The following is a 17,213-nucleotide window of genomic DNA, read 5'->3' as shown; positions in this document are numbered from 1 at the left end:
TGGGGCCCGGTGTCGCGGAGCTCGGTGTCGTGAAGCGTGCTCACCAGTACCGCTGCTCCTGCCAGGGGTCGCCGTACGTGTGGTAGCCGTTCTGCTCCCAGAATCCCGGTTCGTCGTCCTTCATCATGACGAGACCGCGCACCCACTTCGCGCTCTTCCAGAAGTACAGGTGCGGGACGAGGAGACGGGCGGGCCCGCCGTGCTCCGGGTCGAGGTCTTCGCCGTCGAACTCGTACGCGATCCACGCCTTCCCGTCGAGCAGGTCCTCGAGGGGGAGGTTCGTCGTGTAGCCGCCGTAGGAGTGGGCCATGACGTAGTCGTAGCTCGACTCGACCTCCTCGAAGAGGGTGTCGAGGGAGACGCCGCGCCACGACGTGCCGAGCTTCGACCAGCGCGTCACGCAGTGGATGTCGGTCGAGACGAGCTCGGACGGCAGCGCTCGGAACTGCTCCCAGTCCCACGTGTGCTGCGCGCCCGTCTCAGTGCGGATCGAGAACGACCACTCGGCGGTGTATATCTCCGGCGTCGGACCGGCCGAGAGGACGGGGAAGTCCTCGGTCAGGAACTGACCGGGCGGCAGGTCGGGTGCGCTCTCGCGAGCCCGCCCTCCGAATCCACGACTGAACACGGCCATGTCGATCCTCCACTCGTCGGCGACGCTCGTGCGCTCATCGTACTGAGCGGGAGGCGTCCGCGACCAGCATCGGGGCGAGCGGCTTCGGGGGTCAGGCGACCGTGACCTCGATCGTGTGCCAGCCCTCCGCGCCATCGGGGACGACCGGGACGGACCGCTCACCTTGCGTCGTGCTGTCCGAGTCCGTCGCCCGCACCTGGAGGCGGTGGTCGCCGGCGGGCGCGTCCCACTCGAAGACCCACTGGACCCAGGTGTCCGCGGAGATCGGCGTCGCGAGTCGAGCGGGAGCCCACGCCTGGTCGTCGATGCGGACCTCCACGCGGTCGATACCCGTGTGCTGCGCCCAGGCGACCCCGGCGACGGCGACCCGGCCGGCGGGGACGCGGGCGCGGTTCGTCGGCACATCGATGCGCGACTGCGTCTTCACGGGTCCCTGGGCCGACCAGCCGCGGTCGGTCCAGTAGGCGCTGGCGTCGGAGAAGCGAGTGATCTCGAGCGATGTGACCCACTTCGTCGCCGACACGTAGCCGTAGAGCCCGGGGACGACGAGCCGAGCGGGGAAGCCGTGCTCGAGGGGCAGCGGCTCGCCGTTCATCCCCACGGCGATGAGGCTGTCGCGGTCCTCCTCCTGCAACACCGAGAGGGGAGTGCCCGCCGTGAAGCCGTCGATGCTGCGGGAGAGCACCATGTCGGCGCCTTCCCGCGGGCGGGCACGGGCGAGCAACTCGCGGAGCGGGTAGCCGAGCCAGACGGCGTTGCCGATCAGATCGCCGCCCACCTCGTTCGAGACGCACGCGAGCGTGACGACGCTCTCCTGCATGGGCAGTTCGAGGAGTTCGTCGAAGGTGAGCTCGAACTCCTCCTCGACCTCGCCGAAGACGCGGAGGCTCCATTCGGACGGGTCGATGCTCGGGACCTGCAGCGCGGTGTCGATGCGGTAGAAGTCGGTGTTCGGAGTCACCACAGGGGAGAGCCCGGGGATCCCGAGATCCGCTGCCGCGGGGATCGGCGCGGCAGGCGAGACCGCCGACGGGAGGCGCAAAGTGCGGCGGGCGGCGCCGGCGGCCGCCGAGGCGGCGTTCGCGACGCGTGCCCCGACGCCGACGAGCACCGCGCCCACGGCGGTCGCGCCGGTGAAGACGAGGAATCGGCGGCGGCTCACCGCTGTGTCGGCGAGGGACGGGTCCGGGTGCGCCCCGAGCACATCGGCGTCCCCGTCGCCGATCCACGCGCGCAGTCGCTCCGAACCGACGCGGAGGACGAGGACGCCGGCGCCGACGCCGACGATCGTCGGGCTCGCCCACATCCCGGTCGCCCCCGACCGGGTCGTCGCGGCCACGACGGCCACGGCCCCGACGACCGCGAGCAGGACGGTACCCCAAGGGGACCGGCGCCACTCGAGGAGGCCGGCCACGACGGCGAGAGCCGCAACGAGGACGGCGAGAACGAGGAGGAGGACGATCTTGTCATTGGTTCCGAAGAGCGCGATCACGAGGTCTTTGACCCATGAGGGCACGAGATCGATCACGAGCGAGCCCACCACGAGCAGGGGGCTCGAGGCCGGATCCACCATGAGGGCGACGAGCTCCGCGATTGCGAGGGTCACGAGGGCTGACAGCAGCCCGACGGCGCCGGCGAGGACAACCGGGCGGGGGGTCGGGTTCCTCGACGAGGCGCGCGTCGCCGCGGGTGGGCTGGGGCGCTCCGGACTGCGAGTCGACATGGCGGTCATGGTAGTCCTCGAGGCTGGGTCGCTGCCCCGGGCCGACCGCATCGGAACTAGGGTGAAGTCATGACGAGTATCGCGCTCGGACTCCCCGGCATCCGGCGTGCACCCGACGTGCGTCCCGACACCACCGGACGCCCCGAGACCGACGGTCTCGTCGACCGCTTCGGTCGTGTCGCGCGCGACCTCCGGGTCTCGATCACCGAGAAGTGCTCGCTCCGCTGCACCTATTGCATGCCCGAGGAGGGCCTTCCGCCGATCGCCCGGAACGACCTCCTCACGCCCGACGAGATCGCGCGCCTCGTCGGGATCGCCGCGCGCGACCTCGGCGTACACGATGTGAGGTTCACGGGGGGTGAGCCGCTCATGCGCGCCGACCTCGCCGAGATCCTCGCCAAGAGTTCGGCCGTCGCGCTCGGCGCCTCGATCTCCCTCACGACGAACGGGATCGGTCTCGACAAGCGCATCGGCGAGTTGATGGCAGCGGGTCTCACGCGGGTCAACATCTCCCTCGACACCGTCGACCGCGACCACTTCGCCCGGCTCACGCGCCGGGACCGGCTCCCGGCCGTGTTCGCGGGCATCGAGGCGGCCAAGCGCGCGGGACTCACGCCGCTCAAGATCAATGCGGTCCTCATGCGCGACACGCTCGCCGGCGCGACCGATCTGCTCGCGTGGGCGCTCGAGAACCGAGTGAGGCTGCGCTTCATCGAGCAGATGCCGCTCGACGCCGACGAGGCGTGGGCGCGCGACAACATGGTCGACGCCGCCGAGCTGCTCGCGGTGCTCGGCTCGCGGTTCACCCTCACCGACCCGCACCGCGAGGACCCATCGGCGCCCGCCGAGGAGTGGCTCGTCGACGGGGGCCCCGCGACCGTCGGCATCATCGCCTCGGTGACGCGTGCGTTCTGCGAGACGTGCGACCGCACGCGGTTGACGGCGGAGGGCACCGTCCGCTCGTGCCTCTTCGGCGACGACGAGACCGACCTCCGCGGGCTGCTGCGCGGAGGAGCGGACGACGCCGAGATCGCGGACCGCTGGCGCGCCGCCATGTGGGGCAAGCAAGCGGGACACGGGATGGCGTCGGCCGACTTCGTCCGGCCCGTCCGGAGCATGGGGGCGATCGGTGGCTGAGGGTGCGGTGCTCGTACGTTACTTCGCGGCGGCGGCCGAAGCCGCGGGGCGCGAGGAGGAGAGCATCGTCGCGGCCGGGACCGTCGGCGAGCTCCGGAGGCTCCTCGTCGACCGCTACGGCGATGCGATGGCCCGCGTGCTCGCGTCCGGCTCGTTCCTCGTCGACGGAGTCGTGAGCCGCGATGACGCCCGCTCACTCGGCGCACGCGTCGACGTCCTTCCGCCCTTCGCCGGCGGCTGAGAACTCCGACCGGGCGAGGCTAGAGCCCGACCCACTCCGTCGCGCCGTCGGCGAGGTGCTGTCGCTTCCAGATCGGGACGGTCTTCTTGATGAGATCGACGAGCCGCTCGCACGCGTCGAACGCCTCGTGGCGGTGGGCGGCGGCGGCGGCCGCGACGAGGGCCGTATCGCCGACGACGAGGGAACCGACCCGGTGCACCGCGACGACGCGCACGCCGGTCTCGCGCGTGATCGTCTCGCAGCACTCGGCGAGGAAGCGGGCGGCCTCAGGATGAGCCTGGTAATCGAGCGCGGACACCGACTCGCCGTGGTCGTGATTCCGGACGATGCCGCGGAACGTCACGAGGGCGCCGTCGTGGTCGGTCAGCACGGCGTTCTCGACGGCGGCGACATCGATGTCGACGTCGCTGATGAGGTCGAGCGAGCGGATGAGTTGAAGCGCGTCACTCATGCGCGCCCCCTCCGGCGATCTGGGCGACGAGGTGGTCGAGCAGCCCGTCGAGGACGCCGAGTCCGTCGGCCACGCCGCCGCGGGAACCGGGCAGGTTCACGATGACCGTCCCGCCCGACGTCCCCGCGAGGCCGCGACTGAGCGCGGCCGTCGGGGTCTTCGCCGCACCCGCGGCGCGGATCGCCTCCGCGACGCCCGGGAGTTCACGGTCGAGGAGTCGACGGGTCGCCTCGGGCGTGCGGTCGGTGGGCGACATGCCCGTGCCCCCCGTCGTGACGATCACGGCGGGGGCGCTCGCCACGAGGTCGTCCAGCGCCGAAGCGACGTCGGCGTCCGCAACGATCCGGACGCTGTCCACCGCGTAGCCCTGGTCGGAGAGCCACGCCGCGATCAGGGGCCCCGTCGTGTCCTCGCGCTCGCCCGCCGCTCCCGCGGTCGACGCGACGAGGACGGCAGCGGTCCCGGCGCGGACGGCGTTCCGTGTCCAGTGACCGCGCTTGCCGCCGGTCTTCTCGACGAGCTTGAGGTCGTCGAGGATCGCCTCGGGGTCGACGGCCTTGACCATGTCGTGGAGCGTGAGCCCCGCGATCGCGACGGCCGTGAGCGCCTCCATCTCGACGCCCGTCCGCCCCCGGGTCTTCGCGGTGGCCGAGACGACGATCGACGACTCGTCGAAATCGAAGTCCACGGACACCGAGGAGAGATCGAGGGGGTGGCACAGGGGGATGAGATCGCTCGTCCGTTTGGCGCCCTGGATGCCGGCGATGCGGGCCGTCGCGAGCACGTCGGCCTTCGGCAGGTCGTCGGCCCGCACGAGCGCGACGACGTCGGGGCGCGTGAGGAAGCGCGCAGAGGCGGTCGCCGTCCGGTCGGTGACGTCCTTGCCGCCGACGTCGACCATGCGGGCGCGTCCGTCGGAGTCGAGGTGGGTGAGCGCGGAGGGAGGGGCGTCGGTCATGTCGTTCATGCTGTCACGTCGTTTATCGTCATTGTGCGTCAGCCCGCCTCACAGCGCCCAGGTCGCGACGAGGTCGCCCGCGCGGAGCGCCGTGACGTCCTCCGGAACGATGACGAGGACGTCCGCGGCCGCGAGAGCCGCCACGAGGTGGGAGCCGGGGCCGGAGACGAGCGACACGTGGTCGCCGTCGATCCGTCCCCTGAGGAACTGCCGCTTGCCCGGGACCGAGGTCAGATCCGCCGCGAGCGGCCGCCGGGCGACCACCCGCTCCGGTCGTCCCGCCGCCCGACGGAGCAGCGGGGCGACGAACACCTCGAACGACACTTGCGTGCTCACGGGGTTCCCGGGGAAGCAGACGACCGGGGTGCCGTCGACCGTCGCGACAGCCTGTGGACCGCCGGGCTGCATCGCGACGGAACCGACGTCGGCGCCGAGGGGCTCGAGCGTCTCGCGGACGACCTCGTAATCGCCCATCGAGATGCCACCGGACGTCACGACGAGATCGGCGGCGACCGTCGCGGCGTCGAGGGCTCGGCGGAATTCGTCGTGATCGTCGGCGACACGGTGCCGCGCGACGACCTCGGCTCCCGCGGCGCGCACCGCGGCCACGAGCGCCGTCCCGTTGGAGTCGAACACCTGCCCGGGGCGAGGGTCGGCACCGGGGGCGACGAGTTCCGCCCCCGTCGTGATGACGGCGACGCGGGTGCCGGCGCGCACGGAGACCGTCTCGATACCGGCCGCGGCGAGGACCGCGAGGTGGCGGGACGCCAGGCTGACGCCCTCCGGCAGCAGTTCATCGCCGACACGGACGTCGCTGCCGCGCTCACGCACGTAGTCCCCGCGGGCCCGGGCACGGTCGATCGAGATGGAGTCGGTGCCGACGACCCGGGCGTCCTCGACGGGCACGACGGCGTCGGCACCGTCGGGCACGACGGCGCCCGTCATGATCCGCACGACCGTCCCGGGATGCAGCGCGTCCGGCTCGGCGGCCCGGGCCGAGACCTCGCCGACGACGGGCAGTGTCACGGGGACGTCGGCTACGTCGGCCGCGACGACGGCGAACCCGTCCATCTGGGAGTTGCGGAAGAGCGGCAGGTCCACGGGGGACGCGACGCTACTCGCCGTGACGCGACCGAGGGCGTCGTCGAGCTTCACGAGCTCCTCGCGGGGCTCGAGTGCGGGGGCGAGCAGCTCCGCGATGCGGGCGACGTGCTCCTCGACGGAGCGGCGGTGGAAGGACGCCATGGCGGTTCAGTACCTCACGATCGACGGGTCGACGAGCCGGGACCAGGCGTCGATTCCGCCGTCGAGGTGCACCGCGGAGATCCCGTTCCCCTCCAACTGTTCGCGCGCCGCCGCCGATCGGATTCCCTTGTGGCAATAGACGACGACGGGGCGCGACGTGTCGATCTCACCGAGACGCCCCTGCAGCTCTCCGAGTGGGAGCAGGACGGCGCCCGGGAGCCGCGCGATGCTGGCCTCCCACGGCTCGCGCACATCGACGAGCGTCACGGCGTCGAGGCGCGTCGCGAGGTCCTCCGCCGAAACGCTCGTCGCGGCGTCGACCGGGGCGAGGCCGCAGAAGGCGTCGTAGTCGACCAGGCCCGTGATCGGCGCGGCGTCCGGGTCGGCCGCGTAGGAGAGCTCACGGAACCCGCCGCTCAGGCCGTCGAAGACCGTCACCCGTCCGATGAGCGGCGTGCCGACGCCCGTGATGATCTTGATCACCTCGGTCGCCATGAGGGAGCCGACGACGCCGACCGTCGTCGGAAGCACGCCGCCGACCGCGCACGAGAGCACCGAGCCCGGAGGGGGCGGCGTCGGGAACAGGTCCCGGTACTGCGGCCCGCGAGACGCCCAGCTCACGCCGACCTGGCCCCCGTACTGGGAGACGGCTCCCCACACGAGCGGGAGGTTGAGGATCGTCGCCGCGTCGTTGACGAGGTAGCGGGTGGGGAAGTTGTCGCTGCCGTCGACCACGAGGTCGTAATCGGCGAGGACGGATAGCGCGTTCGCCGCCGTGAGGCGCTCGCTCTGTCGGACGACCGTCGCGTCGGGCGCGAGTGCGTGGACGCGATCCGCCGCCGAGTCGACCTTCCGCCGGCCGACGTCGGCCACGCCGTGCACGAGCTGGCGGTGGAGATTGCTCGTCTCGACGACGTCGTCGTCGACGATCCCGATCGTCCCCACTCCAGCGCCCGCGAGGGTCGGAATGACGGTGCTGCCGAGTCCGCCGGCCCCGACGACGAGGACTCGACTCGCGCCCAGGCGGTCTTGCGCGGCCTCGCCGAATCCCGGAAGCACGATCTGGCGGGCGAACCGGGCGGAATCGGGCATGCGGCGATTATCGCACCCGGGTGCCGGCAGCCTGAGCCGGTCGCGCCAGCCTCTCCGATCCGCTCGACTTCGCCGCGCCGAACGCTCGGTAGGATCGGCGCGACGGACGTAGCTCCGCGGAAGGGCACCATGACGGCACTCGGCAGTACTCGGGCGACGCGCATCCGGGCAGCAACCGCTGTGGCCGTCGTCCTGGGACTCGCGGGCTGCGCCGGCGCCGACACCGGTGGGACATCCGTGCCGGCCGGACCGGAGGCGACCGAGCTCACGGGACAGGTCACGGTCTTCGCCGCCGCGTCCCTCACCGACGTGTTCGGCGAGTTCGAGACCCGCTTCGAGGAGCTCAACCCGCAGGTCGACGTCGTCTTGAGCTTCTCGGGGAGCTCCTCGCTCTCCGAGCAGATCCTGCAGGGGGCGCCCGCCGACGTCTTCGCTTCCGCCGATCTCGCGACCATGGCCGCGGTCGAGGACGAGGGTGCCGCCTCGGGCCCGATCGCCTTCGCCTCGAACACCTTGCAGATCGTCGTGCCCGCCGGGAATCCCGGGGACGTCTCGGGACTCGACGACTTCGCGCGCGCGGATCTCTCGATCGCGGTGTGCGAGGAGGCGGTGCCGTGCGGCGCCGCGACGGCGGCTGTTTTCGAGGCAGAGGGGGTCGAGTCGGCCCCCGACACCCTCGAGCAGGACGTGAAGTCGGTGCTGACGAAAGTGCGTCTCGGAGAGGCCGATGCCGGTCTCGTGTACCGCACCGACGTGATCGCCGCCGGCGACTCGGTCGAGGGCATCACGTTCGAGGGAGCGGGCGAAGCCATCAACGTGTACCCGGTCGCGGTGCTCACGGAAGCCCCCAACCCCGCGGCCGCCGCAGCGTTCGCCGACTTCGTCCTGTCCGACGACGCGCGGGCTGTTCTCGACCGGGCCGGCTTCGGTGGCGCGTAGCGACGGGCGACGCCGCGGTCGGTCGGTCCGTGGTCTCGCCCCGCTCGTGTGGATCCCGGCCGGGATCGCGCTCGCCCTGCTCGTCCTCCCACTCGTCGCGCTCGCGGTACGCGCACCGTGGGCGCGACTGCCCGCGCTGCTCGCACGTTCCGAGATCGCGAGTGCGCTCGCCCTCTCGCTCGGGACGGCCCTCCTGTCGACCCTGATCGCCCTCGTGCTCGGGATCCCTCTCGCCCTCGTCCTCGTGCGTTCGGCCGCCTGGCCAGCGGTTCCACGACGGGTCCTCCGCGCCCTCGTGACGGTGCCCCTCGTGTTGCCGCCGGTCGTCGGTGGCGTCGCGCTTCTCCTGCTGCTCGGGCGTCGGGGTCTCATCGGTGGTGCGCTCGACGCGTGGTGGGGCTTGACCATCCCGTTCACCACGACGGCCGTGGTGATCGCGCAGGTCTTCGTCGCGATGCCGTTCCTCGTGCTCGCCGTCGAAGGGGCTGTGCGCGCGTCGGACCGGCGCTTCGAGCAGGTCGCCGCGACCCTCGGTGGGTCGCGCGCGACGGTCTTCCTTCGTGTCACCCTGCCCCTCGTCGCCCCCGGCGTGAGCGCCGGGGCCGTGCTGTGCTTCACGCGCGCCCTCGGCGAGTTCGGCGCGACGATCACCTTCGCCGGCAGCTTCCCCGGCGTCACGCAGACGCTCCCCATCGCCACGTATCTCGAACTGCAGCGCGACCCGGACGCGGCGATCGCACTGTCGTTGGTCCTCATGATCGTGTCCGTCGTGGTCCTCGTGGCCCTTCGCGACCGGTGGATGCCGGGAGTGAGCGCATGAGCGGGGGAGACCTCGACGTACGGCTCACGCTGGGCCGCGGCGACCTCGTCCTCGACGTGGCGCTGACCGCCTCGGCCGGCCGCGTGCTCGCCGTCGCGGGGCCGAACGGCGCCGGCAAGACGACGCTGCTCGAGTGCGTCGCGGGAGTGACCGTCCCGGACGCGGGACGCGTCGTGATCGGCGACCGCGTGCTGGAGGACTCCGTCGCCGCGATCCGGGTGCCGACCGAAGCGCGCCGCGTCGGCATGGTCTTCCAGGACTACCTGCTCTTCCCCCACCTCACGGTCCTCGACAACGTCGCCTTCGGCCCGCGGTCGACGGGCGCGGGGCGGCGGGAGGCGCGGGAGCGCGCCGGGGAGTGGCTCGACCGATTCTGCCTCGCGGGCCTCGCGGAGCGACGCCCCGACCAGTTGTCCGGAGGCCAGCGACAACGAGTCGCGCTCGCCCGCGCCCTCGTCACGGATCCCGACGTCCTCCTGCTCGACGAGCCGCTCGCGGCCCTCGACGTCGAGGTGCGCGACGAGGTGCGTGTCGAGCTCGGGAGGCACCTCGCCGACTTCCGAGGAGCGACGGTCGTCGTGACGCACGATGCCGCGGACATCCGGGCCCTCGCCGCCGACGTCGTGATCCTCGAACGCGGTCGCGTCTCGCACTCCGGGACGGTCGACGCCATCTTCGGCGCTCCGACGACCCCCTACGCGCGCCGGCTCCTGGCCCGTGCGATCGACTGAGCCGTCGCGAGGCCCCGGCGTCGGCGCCGGGTGGCAGGATCGACACATGACCAGTGCGCCGGCGACGATGGACGACGCCCGCGCGACGGAGACGGGGTGGCGATCGACGCTCGCGCCGTTCCGGACGGCGGAGGGGGACCCCACCTCGGACGGCGGCGGGACAGGGGACGGACAGCCGCCCTCCTCCCGTTCCGGTTCGACCGCCGGTGGTCGCCGCCCGTACACCCGGCTCGCACTGCAGTTCGAGCTCCGTGAGCTCATACCGCGCGGCACCCACCGGTGGAACGGCCCGACATCGCGGTCCGCCGGCGCGCCCGTCAAGCGCGGCGACCCGCCCGGTACCGGGGAGTTCCGTCTCGCCGTGCGCCCGACGGCGGAGACCTCGCGCGGGTGGGCCCGCGGCCAGATGACGTGGACGAATCTCCCGCACCTCCTCAACCGCCTGAACCTCGACCCGGAGCAGCACCGCTGGTTCGCGGAGCTCGGGGCCCTCCACCGCGCGGTCGGGGCGCTGACGCTCGACCCCGACGCGAGCATGGTGTTCCTCGACGAGTTCGCCAACCCGGTGCTGTGGGCGATGCTCGCGCAGACCACCGAGCTCGGTATCCCGCTCATCGGGACGGGGTCCCGGTCGAGCGTCACCGTCGGGGCGTCCGCCCGACTCGTGCTCGATGCCGCACGGACTGAGGGCGGTGTGCGGCTCGCCCCGCTGCTCACGATCGACGGCGACGAGGTCGACCTGGCACACGCGCGGCCGATCGGCACCCACGGCGTGTCGATCGTCGATCCCGCGAACCCGCGAGCGGTCCTGATCGCGCCGACCGAGCGCTCACTCACCGGCGATGAGCTCGCGATCGTGCGCGGTGCCGGTCCGCTCGCTGCCGAGGTGCTGGTGCCCGGTGACGACGTCGACGACCTCCTCACGACGTACCTGCCGGGACTGCGCGAGCGGATCGACGTCTCGAGCCACGACGCCTCCGTCCCGCTGCCCGCCCTGTCTCCGGCGACCCTCGTTCTCAGCGTCCGTTTCGGGACGCGGCACGAGACGGAGCTGTCGTGGCGATGGCGGCGTTCTCGCGGCGGCGGGTCGATCCCTCCGCTCGACGAGGTCCTCCCGACGGGTACCGTGCCGACGGCGTGGCTGCCGGGGGAGGACGCGTCCTCCAACGATGCGCCCAACGACGGTCGCGACAAGGCGACCGTCGACGCGCCCGTCCCGCTCGACGTCGTGCTCGACGGGGTCGAGTCCGCCGAGTTCGCGACCGAGCTGCTCCCGCGTCTGCGCCTCCTACCGCGGGTGCGCGTCGAGACGACGGGCACCCAACCCGCGTACACGCGGCTCACCGGCGAGCCGGAGCTCGTCGTCTCCACGATGCCGAGCGATCGCCGCGACTGGTTCGACCTCGGCGTCACCGTGACGGTCGACGGCCGGACGATTCCGTTCCTCCCGCTCTTCACGGCGCTCGCGAAGGGGCGGAAGCGCCTCCTCCTCGTGGACGGCACGTACCTGTCCCTCGCGCACCCCGCTTTCGCCCGTCTCGCAGAGCTCATCGAGGAGGCGAAGGACCTCGCCGAGTGGGAGACCGCGCCCATCATCAGCCGCCATCACGTGAGCCTGTGGGCGGACTTCGAGGACCTCGCGGACGAGTCGGTCCCCGCCGCCGAGTGGCGGGCGCTCGTCGACGAGGCGCGCGGCGATCGTCCTCGGGCGGTCCCCGTGTCGAGCGGGATCGCGGCCGACCTCCGCGCGTATCAGCACGAGGGGTTCTCGTGGCTCGCCTTCCTCTGGCGGCATCGGCTCGGCGGAATCCTCGCCGACGACATGGGGCTCGGGAAGACGCTGCAGTGCCTCGCGCTCGTGCAGCACGTCGTGGACGGATCCGATGCGCCGGCGGGGGCGGATGCCGAGGCGCCGTTCCGGCCGTTCCTCGTCGTGGCCCCGACGTCGGTGGCACCCGGCTGGTTGGCCGAGGCCGCTCGCTTCGCGCCGGGTCTCGTCGTGCGGCGCGCGACGGCGACGGAGGCCGCGGGCGGGACACCGATCGCCGACCTCGCCAGCGGAGCCCACATCGTCGTGACGAGTTACGCGCTCCTGCGCCTCGACGCCGAGGCCTACCGCACGGCGGTCTCCGGCGGCTGGTCGGGCGTCATTCTCGATGAGGCCCAGTTCGTCAAGAACCAGGCGTCGCTCGTGCACGAGGCCGTGCGCGACCTCGAGGCCGAGTTCGTCCTCGCCGTGACCGGCACGCCGATCGAGAACTCGCTCACCGAACTGCACGCCATCCTCTCGCTCACCTCTCCCGGCCTGTTCCCCTCGGCTCGTCGATTCGGTCAGGAGTACGTGCGCGTGATCGAGGACCCCGTGGGCGGCATCACCTCGGGTGTCGGCGCGGGGAGCGCTCCCGCCGTCACCGAGGCGCTCCGCGCGGAGCGCCTCGACCGGCTCCGCCGCCGGATCGCGCCGTTCCTCCTGCGCCGGACGAAGGAGATCGTCGCGCCCGAGCTGCCCGAGAAGATCGAGCAGACGATCTCGATCGATCTCGCACCCGAGCATCGGGAGCTCTACGACCTCTACCTCCAACGGGAGCGACAGAAGCTCTTCGGGCTCATCGAACACCTCGACCGGAACCGGTTCATCGTGTTCCGCTCGATCACGCTCTTGCGCATGCTCGCGCTCGACGCCTCCCTCGTGAGCGCCGACTACGCGGACGTCCCGTCGAGCAAGCTCGACGGACTCGTCGATCACCTCCGGGAGGTCGTCGCCGAGGGACACCGGGCACTCGTCTTCAGCCAGTTCACGAGCTACCTCGATCGGGTGAGGTCCCGCCTCGAGGCCGAGGGTATGGCGACGACCACCCTCGAGGGTGCGACGCGAGACCGTCAAGCGGTCGTCGACGGCTTCCGCTCCGGAAATGCCCCCGTCTTCCTGATCAGCCTCAAGGCCGGGGGTTTCGGACTGACCCTCACCGAGGCCGACTACGTCTTCCTGCTCGACCCGTGGTGGAATCCCGCGAGTGAGGAACAGGCGATCGACCGCACTCACCGCATCGGTCAGGACAAGAACGTGATGGTGTACCGCCTCATCGCGACCGACACGATCGAGGACAAGGTCATGGCCCTCAAGGAGCGCAAGGCCCTGCTCGTCGACAGTGTGCTCGACGACGGCGACGTGTTCGCCTCGGCGCTCGACGCCGACGACATCCGTGAGCTGTTGTCCTGAGCCGCCGAGTGGGCCGGAAGCGCCTGCGGCGCGAATAGAGTTGGCTTCAGACAGTTTTCTCGGGAGGCACTCACTATGACCGATCAGCATTTCGACGTCGTCGTCCTCGGAGCGGGACCCGGCGGCTACGTCGCCGCGATTCGCGCGGCCCAGCTCGGGAAGTCCGTGGCGATCGTCGAGGAGAAGTACTGGGGCGGTGTCTGCCTCAACGTCGGGTGCATCCCGTCGAAGGCTCTCCTGCGCAACGCGGAGCTCGCCCACATCTTCACCCACCAGGCCAAGACCTTCGGCATGAGCGGTGATGTCTCGTTCGACTACGGCGTCGCGTTCGACCGCAGCCGCACCGTCGCCGACGGTCGGGTCAAGGGCGTCCACTTCCTCATGCGGAAGAACAAGATCACCGAGTTCGACGGGCGCGGAACGTTCACCGACGACCACTCGCTCTCGGTCGCCCTCTCGAACGGCGACACGGCGTCGATCTCGTTCGACAACGTCATCATCGCGACGGGATCCGTCGTGCGACTGCTGCCGGGTGTCGAGCTGAGCGACAACGTCGTGACCTACGAGTCGCAGATCCTCGAGCGTGAGCTGCCGTCCTCGATCGTCATCGTCGGCGCCGGCGCGATCGGCATGGAGTTTGCCTACGTCATGCGCAACTACGGTGTCGAGGTCACGATCGTCGAGTTCCTCGACCGCGCCCTGCCGAACGAGGACGTCGACGTCTCCAAGGAGATCACGAAGCAGTACAAGGGCTACGGCATCCCGATCATGACCTCGACCAAGGTCGAGAAGGTCACGGACGAGGGCTCGCAGGTCACGGTCACCTACACGGCCAAGGACGGCTCCACGGGCACGCTCACCGCAGACAAGGTCCTCATGTCGGTCGGCTTCGCTCCCCGCGTGGAGGGCTACGGGCTCGACAAGACGGGCGTGAAGCTCACCGAGCGCGGCGCCATCGCCATCGACGGTCGGATGCGGACGAACGTGCCGCACATCTACGCGATCGGCGACGTCACGGCGAAGCTGCAGCTCGCGCACGTCGCGGAGGCGCAGGGCGTCGTCGCGGCGGAGACCATTGCCGACGCGGAGACCCAGGAGCTCGGCGACTACCGGATGATGCCGCGTGCGACGTTCTGCCAGCCGCAGGTCGCGAGCTTCGGCCTCACCGAGCAGCAGGCGCGCGACGAGGGGCACGACGTCAAGGTCACGTCGTTCCCGTTCATGGCGAACGGCAAGGCGCACGGCCTCGGCGAGCCCACAGGCTTCGTCAAGCTCGTCGCCGACGCCGAGTACGGCGAACTCCTGGGTGCTCACATGATCGGCCCGGACGTGTCCGAGCTCCTGCCCGAGCTGACCCTCGCGCAGAAGTGGGACCTCACGGCGACCGAGCTCGCGCGTAACGTGCACACGCACCCGACGCTCAGCGAGGCGCTCCAGGAGGGCTTCCACGGGCTCACCGGTCATATGATCAACTTCTGATCGAGCGCTGCGCGACGGGTCCGTCCCGGAGCGGCGCGGCAACGAACGAATGGACGGCCGGTCACCGATCGGTCGTCCGTTCGCTTTCACGACGGCGGCATGGGAAGGACGCATGGACATCCTCATCGTCGGAGTCGCGGCGCTGCTCGTGATCGCGGCTGCGACGGCGCTCGGGCCGAAGCTGCGCATCGCGTCCCCGCTCATCCTCGTGGTGCTGGGGATCGTCGTGAGCTTCACGCCGATCCTTCCCGAGTTCGAAGTCGACCCCGAGTGGATCCTCGCGGGAATCCTGCCGCCGCTGCTGTACTCGGCGGCCGTTTCGATGCCCGCGATGAACTTCCGGCGGGAATTGAACGCCATCGGCGGGTTGTCCGTCGTCCTCGTCGTGATCTCCTCGGTCGTCCTCGGTCTGTTCTTCTCCTGGGCGATCCCCGGACTCGGGTTGTGGTGGGGCATCGCGCTCGGGGCGATCGTGAGTCCGACGGACGCCGTCGCGACCTCGATCGTCAAACGTCTCGGCGTCGGCGGGCGCGTCGTGTCCGTGCTCGAGGGCGAGAGCCTTCTGAACGATGCGACGGCTCTCGTCCTGCTCCGCTCCGCGGTCGCCGCGACCGCGGCAGCATTGTCGTTCTGGGAGGTCGTCGGGCAGTTCGCCTACGCGGTCGCCGTCGCCGTCGTCCTCGGCTTCGTGGTGGGACACGCCAACCTGTGGGTGCGGCAGCGCGTCACCGATCCCACCGTGAACACGGCGATCTCCTTCGCCGTTCCGTTCCTCGCCTCGATCCCCGCCGAGGAGTTCGGCGCCTCCGGCCTCGTGGCCGCGGTCGTCGCAGGGCTCATCACGGGTCACGGCGGCGCCCGCCGACTCCCGCCGCAGCACCGCGCCTCCGACGCGCAGAACTGGCGCACGGTGGAGCTCGTCCTCGAGGGTGCGATCTTCCTCATCATGGGGCTCGAGCTCTCGGCCCTCATGGAGGACGTCGAACGTGCCCACGAGGGAGTACACAATGCGGTGATCGTGGCGCTCGGGGCGCTCCTGCTCACGATGCTCGTCCGGGCGGCCGTCATCGCGCCGCTGCTCGGATACTTGCGACGTCGACGTCTGCGGAGGGAGCGCATCAAGCCGCGGATCGAAGCGTTCAACGAGAGGCTCGGCGAATCGGGCGAACCGGTCGACTGGCCTTTCCGTCAGGATGCGGGACCAGACCGCGTGCATCGGACGCGCATCCGGATGCGGCGACTGCTCGCCGATTTCGACTACTACCTCACGGCGCCGCTCGGCTGGCGTGAGGGCGGGGTGCTCGTGTGGGCCGGCATGCGCGGCGCGATCACTCTCGCGGCGGCCCAGACCCTGCCGGCGGACACTCCGAACCGCTCACTCCTCGTGCTGGTGGCCTTCATCGTCGCGGCGTCGTCGCTCCTCGTGCAGGGCGGCACGCTCGGGTTCGTGGTGAAGCGCCTGCGGCCGGCAGGCCCTGACCCGGACGCGCAGCGTGCTGAGCGAGCTCAGCTGCTGGCGATGCTCGCCGACGTGGCGCACCGGGTGCGAGAGGAGCACGGCGTCCCCGCCGTCCGTCGTCCCGAAGCCGACATCGGAGCGGGGGAGCGATCCGTGTCGGAATACGGCGCCGTGGATGATCGTTCCGTGGATGATCATGCCGTGGATGACGGCGTGGCGGACAGCAGCGTGGTGGACAGCGTGATCGACCGCCCCGACGAGTCGGCTCGGGGGCGCGAGCGCGTCGCGCGGCACGCCCGGGTTCGAGCTCTCGCTCTCGCCGTCGTCACCGCACAGCGTGACGCTCTTCTCGATGCCCGTGATGACGGCACGTTCGACGCGGAAACGCTCGATTCCGCTCTTGCGACCCTCGACGCCGCGCAGATCAGCATCGAACTGCAGGGGGCACCGCCCGAAGTGTGACGGGCAGGCCGGGCACGATCGGCGAGATCACTCTTCGTCGACGAAGCCGTCGTCGATCGAGTCTTCGTCCGTGAGGAGCTCGTCGTCATCGGCGAGCTCGTCCTCGTCGCTCAGCACGACGGGGCGGTCCTCGTCCGGCACGACGATCGTGTCGCCCCGATCCGTCTGCACGGTTGCCGGCGCCTCCTCATCGATGATCGCCTCCTCGTCCACGTCGGACGGCGGTACGGCGTCGCTGCGCCACTCCTCGAGATGCGCGGGATGCGCGTCCGGGTCGACAGTGCCTCCTGGTCGGGGGAGACCGGCGGACGTGATGTCGGGATCGGATCGGTCGCTCATACGCTCGTCCTCCTTCGTCGGGTCGACTCCACCTCTCCAGCCTGACCCCGCGACGACGAGAGCGCAACCGGAACGAAGAAGAGCGCATCTCCTCCGCTCATCAGCCTGTGGCGGGGAGTGGTGGTCGTGCTCGCGCTTTCGTAACGTGCGTCCATTCGACGTGTGCCGGTCCTCTCACGTGGGGGACGCCGTTGGGCGTGTTGATGCGCCAGGGGCCGGTGTCGATGTTTTGGTGGTGGGCCCAGCAGAGGAGGACGCCGTTGTCGACGTGGGTTCGGCCGCC

15 protein-coding genes and 1 pseudogene are annotated in these 17,213 nt (G+C 71.0%); 8 read left to right on the top strand and 8 right to left on the bottom strand.

What is annotated here, in order from left to right:
- Positions 1-40 precede the first annotated feature (40 nt).
- The gene (locus ELQ92_RS14660) at positions 41-634 is read right to left on the bottom strand and encodes a sulfite oxidase-like oxidoreductase (RefSeq protein WP_128500081.1); all 594 of its coding nucleotides are present in this window, start codon (positions 632-634) and stop codon (positions 41-43) included.
- 91 nt (positions 635-725) lie between these two features.
- On the bottom strand, positions 726-2,357 hold the full coding sequence (locus ELQ92_RS14655; protein ID WP_128500080.1) for a molybdopterin-dependent oxidoreductase: 1,632 nt from the start codon (positions 2,355-2,357) through the stop codon (positions 726-728).
- Between the two features lie 69 nt (positions 2,358-2,426).
- Here ELQ92_RS14655 and moaA point away from each other — a divergent pair, with 69 nt between their 5' ends.
- Together moaA and ELQ92_RS14645 are read left to right on the top strand one after the other, a co-directional pair.
- Positions 2,427-3,494 carry a GTP 3',8-cyclase MoaA gene (gene moaA, locus ELQ92_RS14650; protein WP_128500079.1) on the top strand — a complete coding sequence of 356 codons (1,068 nt, stop codon included), beginning with the start codon at positions 2,427-2,429 and terminating at the stop codon, positions 3,492-3,494.
- Positions 3,487-3,735 (top strand): MoaD/ThiS family protein, encoded by a 249-nt coding sequence (locus tag ELQ92_RS14645; protein WP_128500078.1) that lies wholly within the window; start codon positions 3,487-3,489, stop codon positions 3,733-3,735. The genes moaA and ELQ92_RS14645 overlap by 8 nt, the downstream gene beginning before the upstream one ends.
- Before the next feature lie 19 nt (positions 3,736-3,754).
- Here the strand turns inward: ELQ92_RS14645 and ELQ92_RS14640 are convergent, their stop codons facing one another.
- Genes ELQ92_RS14640 through ELQ92_RS14625 form a run of 4 tightly spaced genes read right to left on the bottom strand, consistent with a single transcriptional unit; the run spans position 3,755 to position 7,481 of the window.
- A complete protein-coding gene (locus tag ELQ92_RS14640; RefSeq protein WP_128500077.1) occupies positions 3,755-4,186 on the bottom strand; it encodes a molybdenum cofactor biosynthesis protein MoaE in 432 nt (143 codons plus the stop codon).
- Positions 4,179-5,144 carry a bifunctional molybdenum cofactor biosynthesis protein MoaC/MoaB gene (gene moaCB, locus ELQ92_RS14635; RefSeq protein WP_128500076.1) on the bottom strand — a complete coding sequence of 322 codons (966 nt, stop codon included), beginning with the start codon at positions 5,142-5,144 and terminating at the stop codon, positions 4,179-4,181. The genes ELQ92_RS14640 and moaCB overlap by 8 nt, the downstream gene beginning before the upstream one ends.
- Positions 5,145-5,192: 48 nt before the next feature.
- Complete coding sequence (locus tag ELQ92_RS14630; RefSeq protein WP_128500075.1) at positions 5,193-6,389, bottom strand: molybdopterin molybdotransferase MoeA; 1,197 nt, start codon at positions 6,387-6,389, stop codon at positions 5,193-5,195.
- Positions 6,390-6,395: 6 nt separating this feature from the next.
- Entirely contained in the window at positions 6,396-7,481 is a 1,086-nt protein-coding gene (locus tag ELQ92_RS14625; RefSeq protein WP_128500074.1) for a ThiF family adenylyltransferase, read from the bottom strand.
- Between the two features lie 129 nt (positions 7,482-7,610).
- Here ELQ92_RS14625 and modA point away from each other — a divergent pair, with 129 nt between their 5' ends.
- The 6 genes from modA to ELQ92_RS14595 all read left to right on the top strand — a co-directional run bounded on the left by modA (position 7,611) and on the right by ELQ92_RS14595 (position 16,591).
- On the top strand, positions 7,611-8,420 hold the full coding sequence (modA, locus tag ELQ92_RS14620) for a molybdate ABC transporter substrate-binding protein (RefSeq protein ID WP_128500073.1): 810 nt from the start codon (positions 7,611-7,613) through the stop codon (positions 8,418-8,420).
- Positions 8,410-9,240, top strand: coding sequence for an ABC transporter permease (locus ELQ92_RS14615; protein ID WP_243695063.1), 831 nt, complete (start codon positions 8,410-8,412; stop codon positions 9,238-9,240). Before modA ends, ELQ92_RS14615 begins: the two co-directional genes overlap by 11 nt.
- The gene (locus ELQ92_RS14610; protein ID WP_128500071.1) at positions 9,237-9,971 is read left to right on the top strand and encodes a sulfate/molybdate ABC transporter ATP-binding protein; all 735 of its coding nucleotides are present in this window, start codon (positions 9,237-9,239) and stop codon (positions 9,969-9,971) included. Before ELQ92_RS14615 ends, ELQ92_RS14610 begins: the two co-directional genes overlap by 4 nt.
- A gap of 46 nt (positions 9,972-10,017) precedes the next feature.
- Positions 10,018-13,191 (top strand): DEAD/DEAH box helicase, encoded by a 3,174-nt coding sequence (locus tag ELQ92_RS14605; RefSeq protein ID WP_128500070.1) that lies wholly within the window; start codon positions 10,018-10,020, stop codon positions 13,189-13,191.
- Positions 13,192-13,266: 75 nt separating this feature from the next.
- The gene (gene lpdA, locus ELQ92_RS14600; protein WP_128500069.1) at positions 13,267-14,670 is read left to right on the top strand and encodes a dihydrolipoyl dehydrogenase; all 1,404 of its coding nucleotides are present in this window, start codon (positions 13,267-13,269) and stop codon (positions 14,668-14,670) included.
- Between the two features lie 112 nt (positions 14,671-14,782).
- Positions 14,783-16,591, top strand: coding sequence for a cation:proton antiporter (locus tag ELQ92_RS14595; protein WP_128500068.1), 1,809 nt, complete (start codon positions 14,783-14,785; stop codon positions 16,589-16,591).
- Positions 16,592-16,618: 27 nt separating this feature from the next.
- Here ELQ92_RS14595 and ELQ92_RS14590 read toward each other — a convergent pair whose 3' ends face one another.
- Both ELQ92_RS14590 and ELQ92_RS16480 read right to left on the bottom strand, forming a co-directional pair.
- Entirely contained in the window at positions 16,619-16,930 is a 312-nt protein-coding gene (locus ELQ92_RS14590; RefSeq protein ID WP_128500067.1) for a hypothetical protein, read from the bottom strand.
- Between the two features lie 100 nt (positions 16,931-17,030).
- Positions 17,031-17,213: pseudogene (locus tag ELQ92_RS16480) on the bottom strand (hypothetical protein); the annotation flags it as partial.

This window comes from Labedella populi (assembly GCF_004078655.1).
Lineage (GTDB): Bacteria > Actinomycetota > Actinomycetes > Actinomycetales > Microbacteriaceae > Labedella > Labedella populi.
This window is presented reverse-complemented; position numbering and strand designations above follow the sequence as displayed.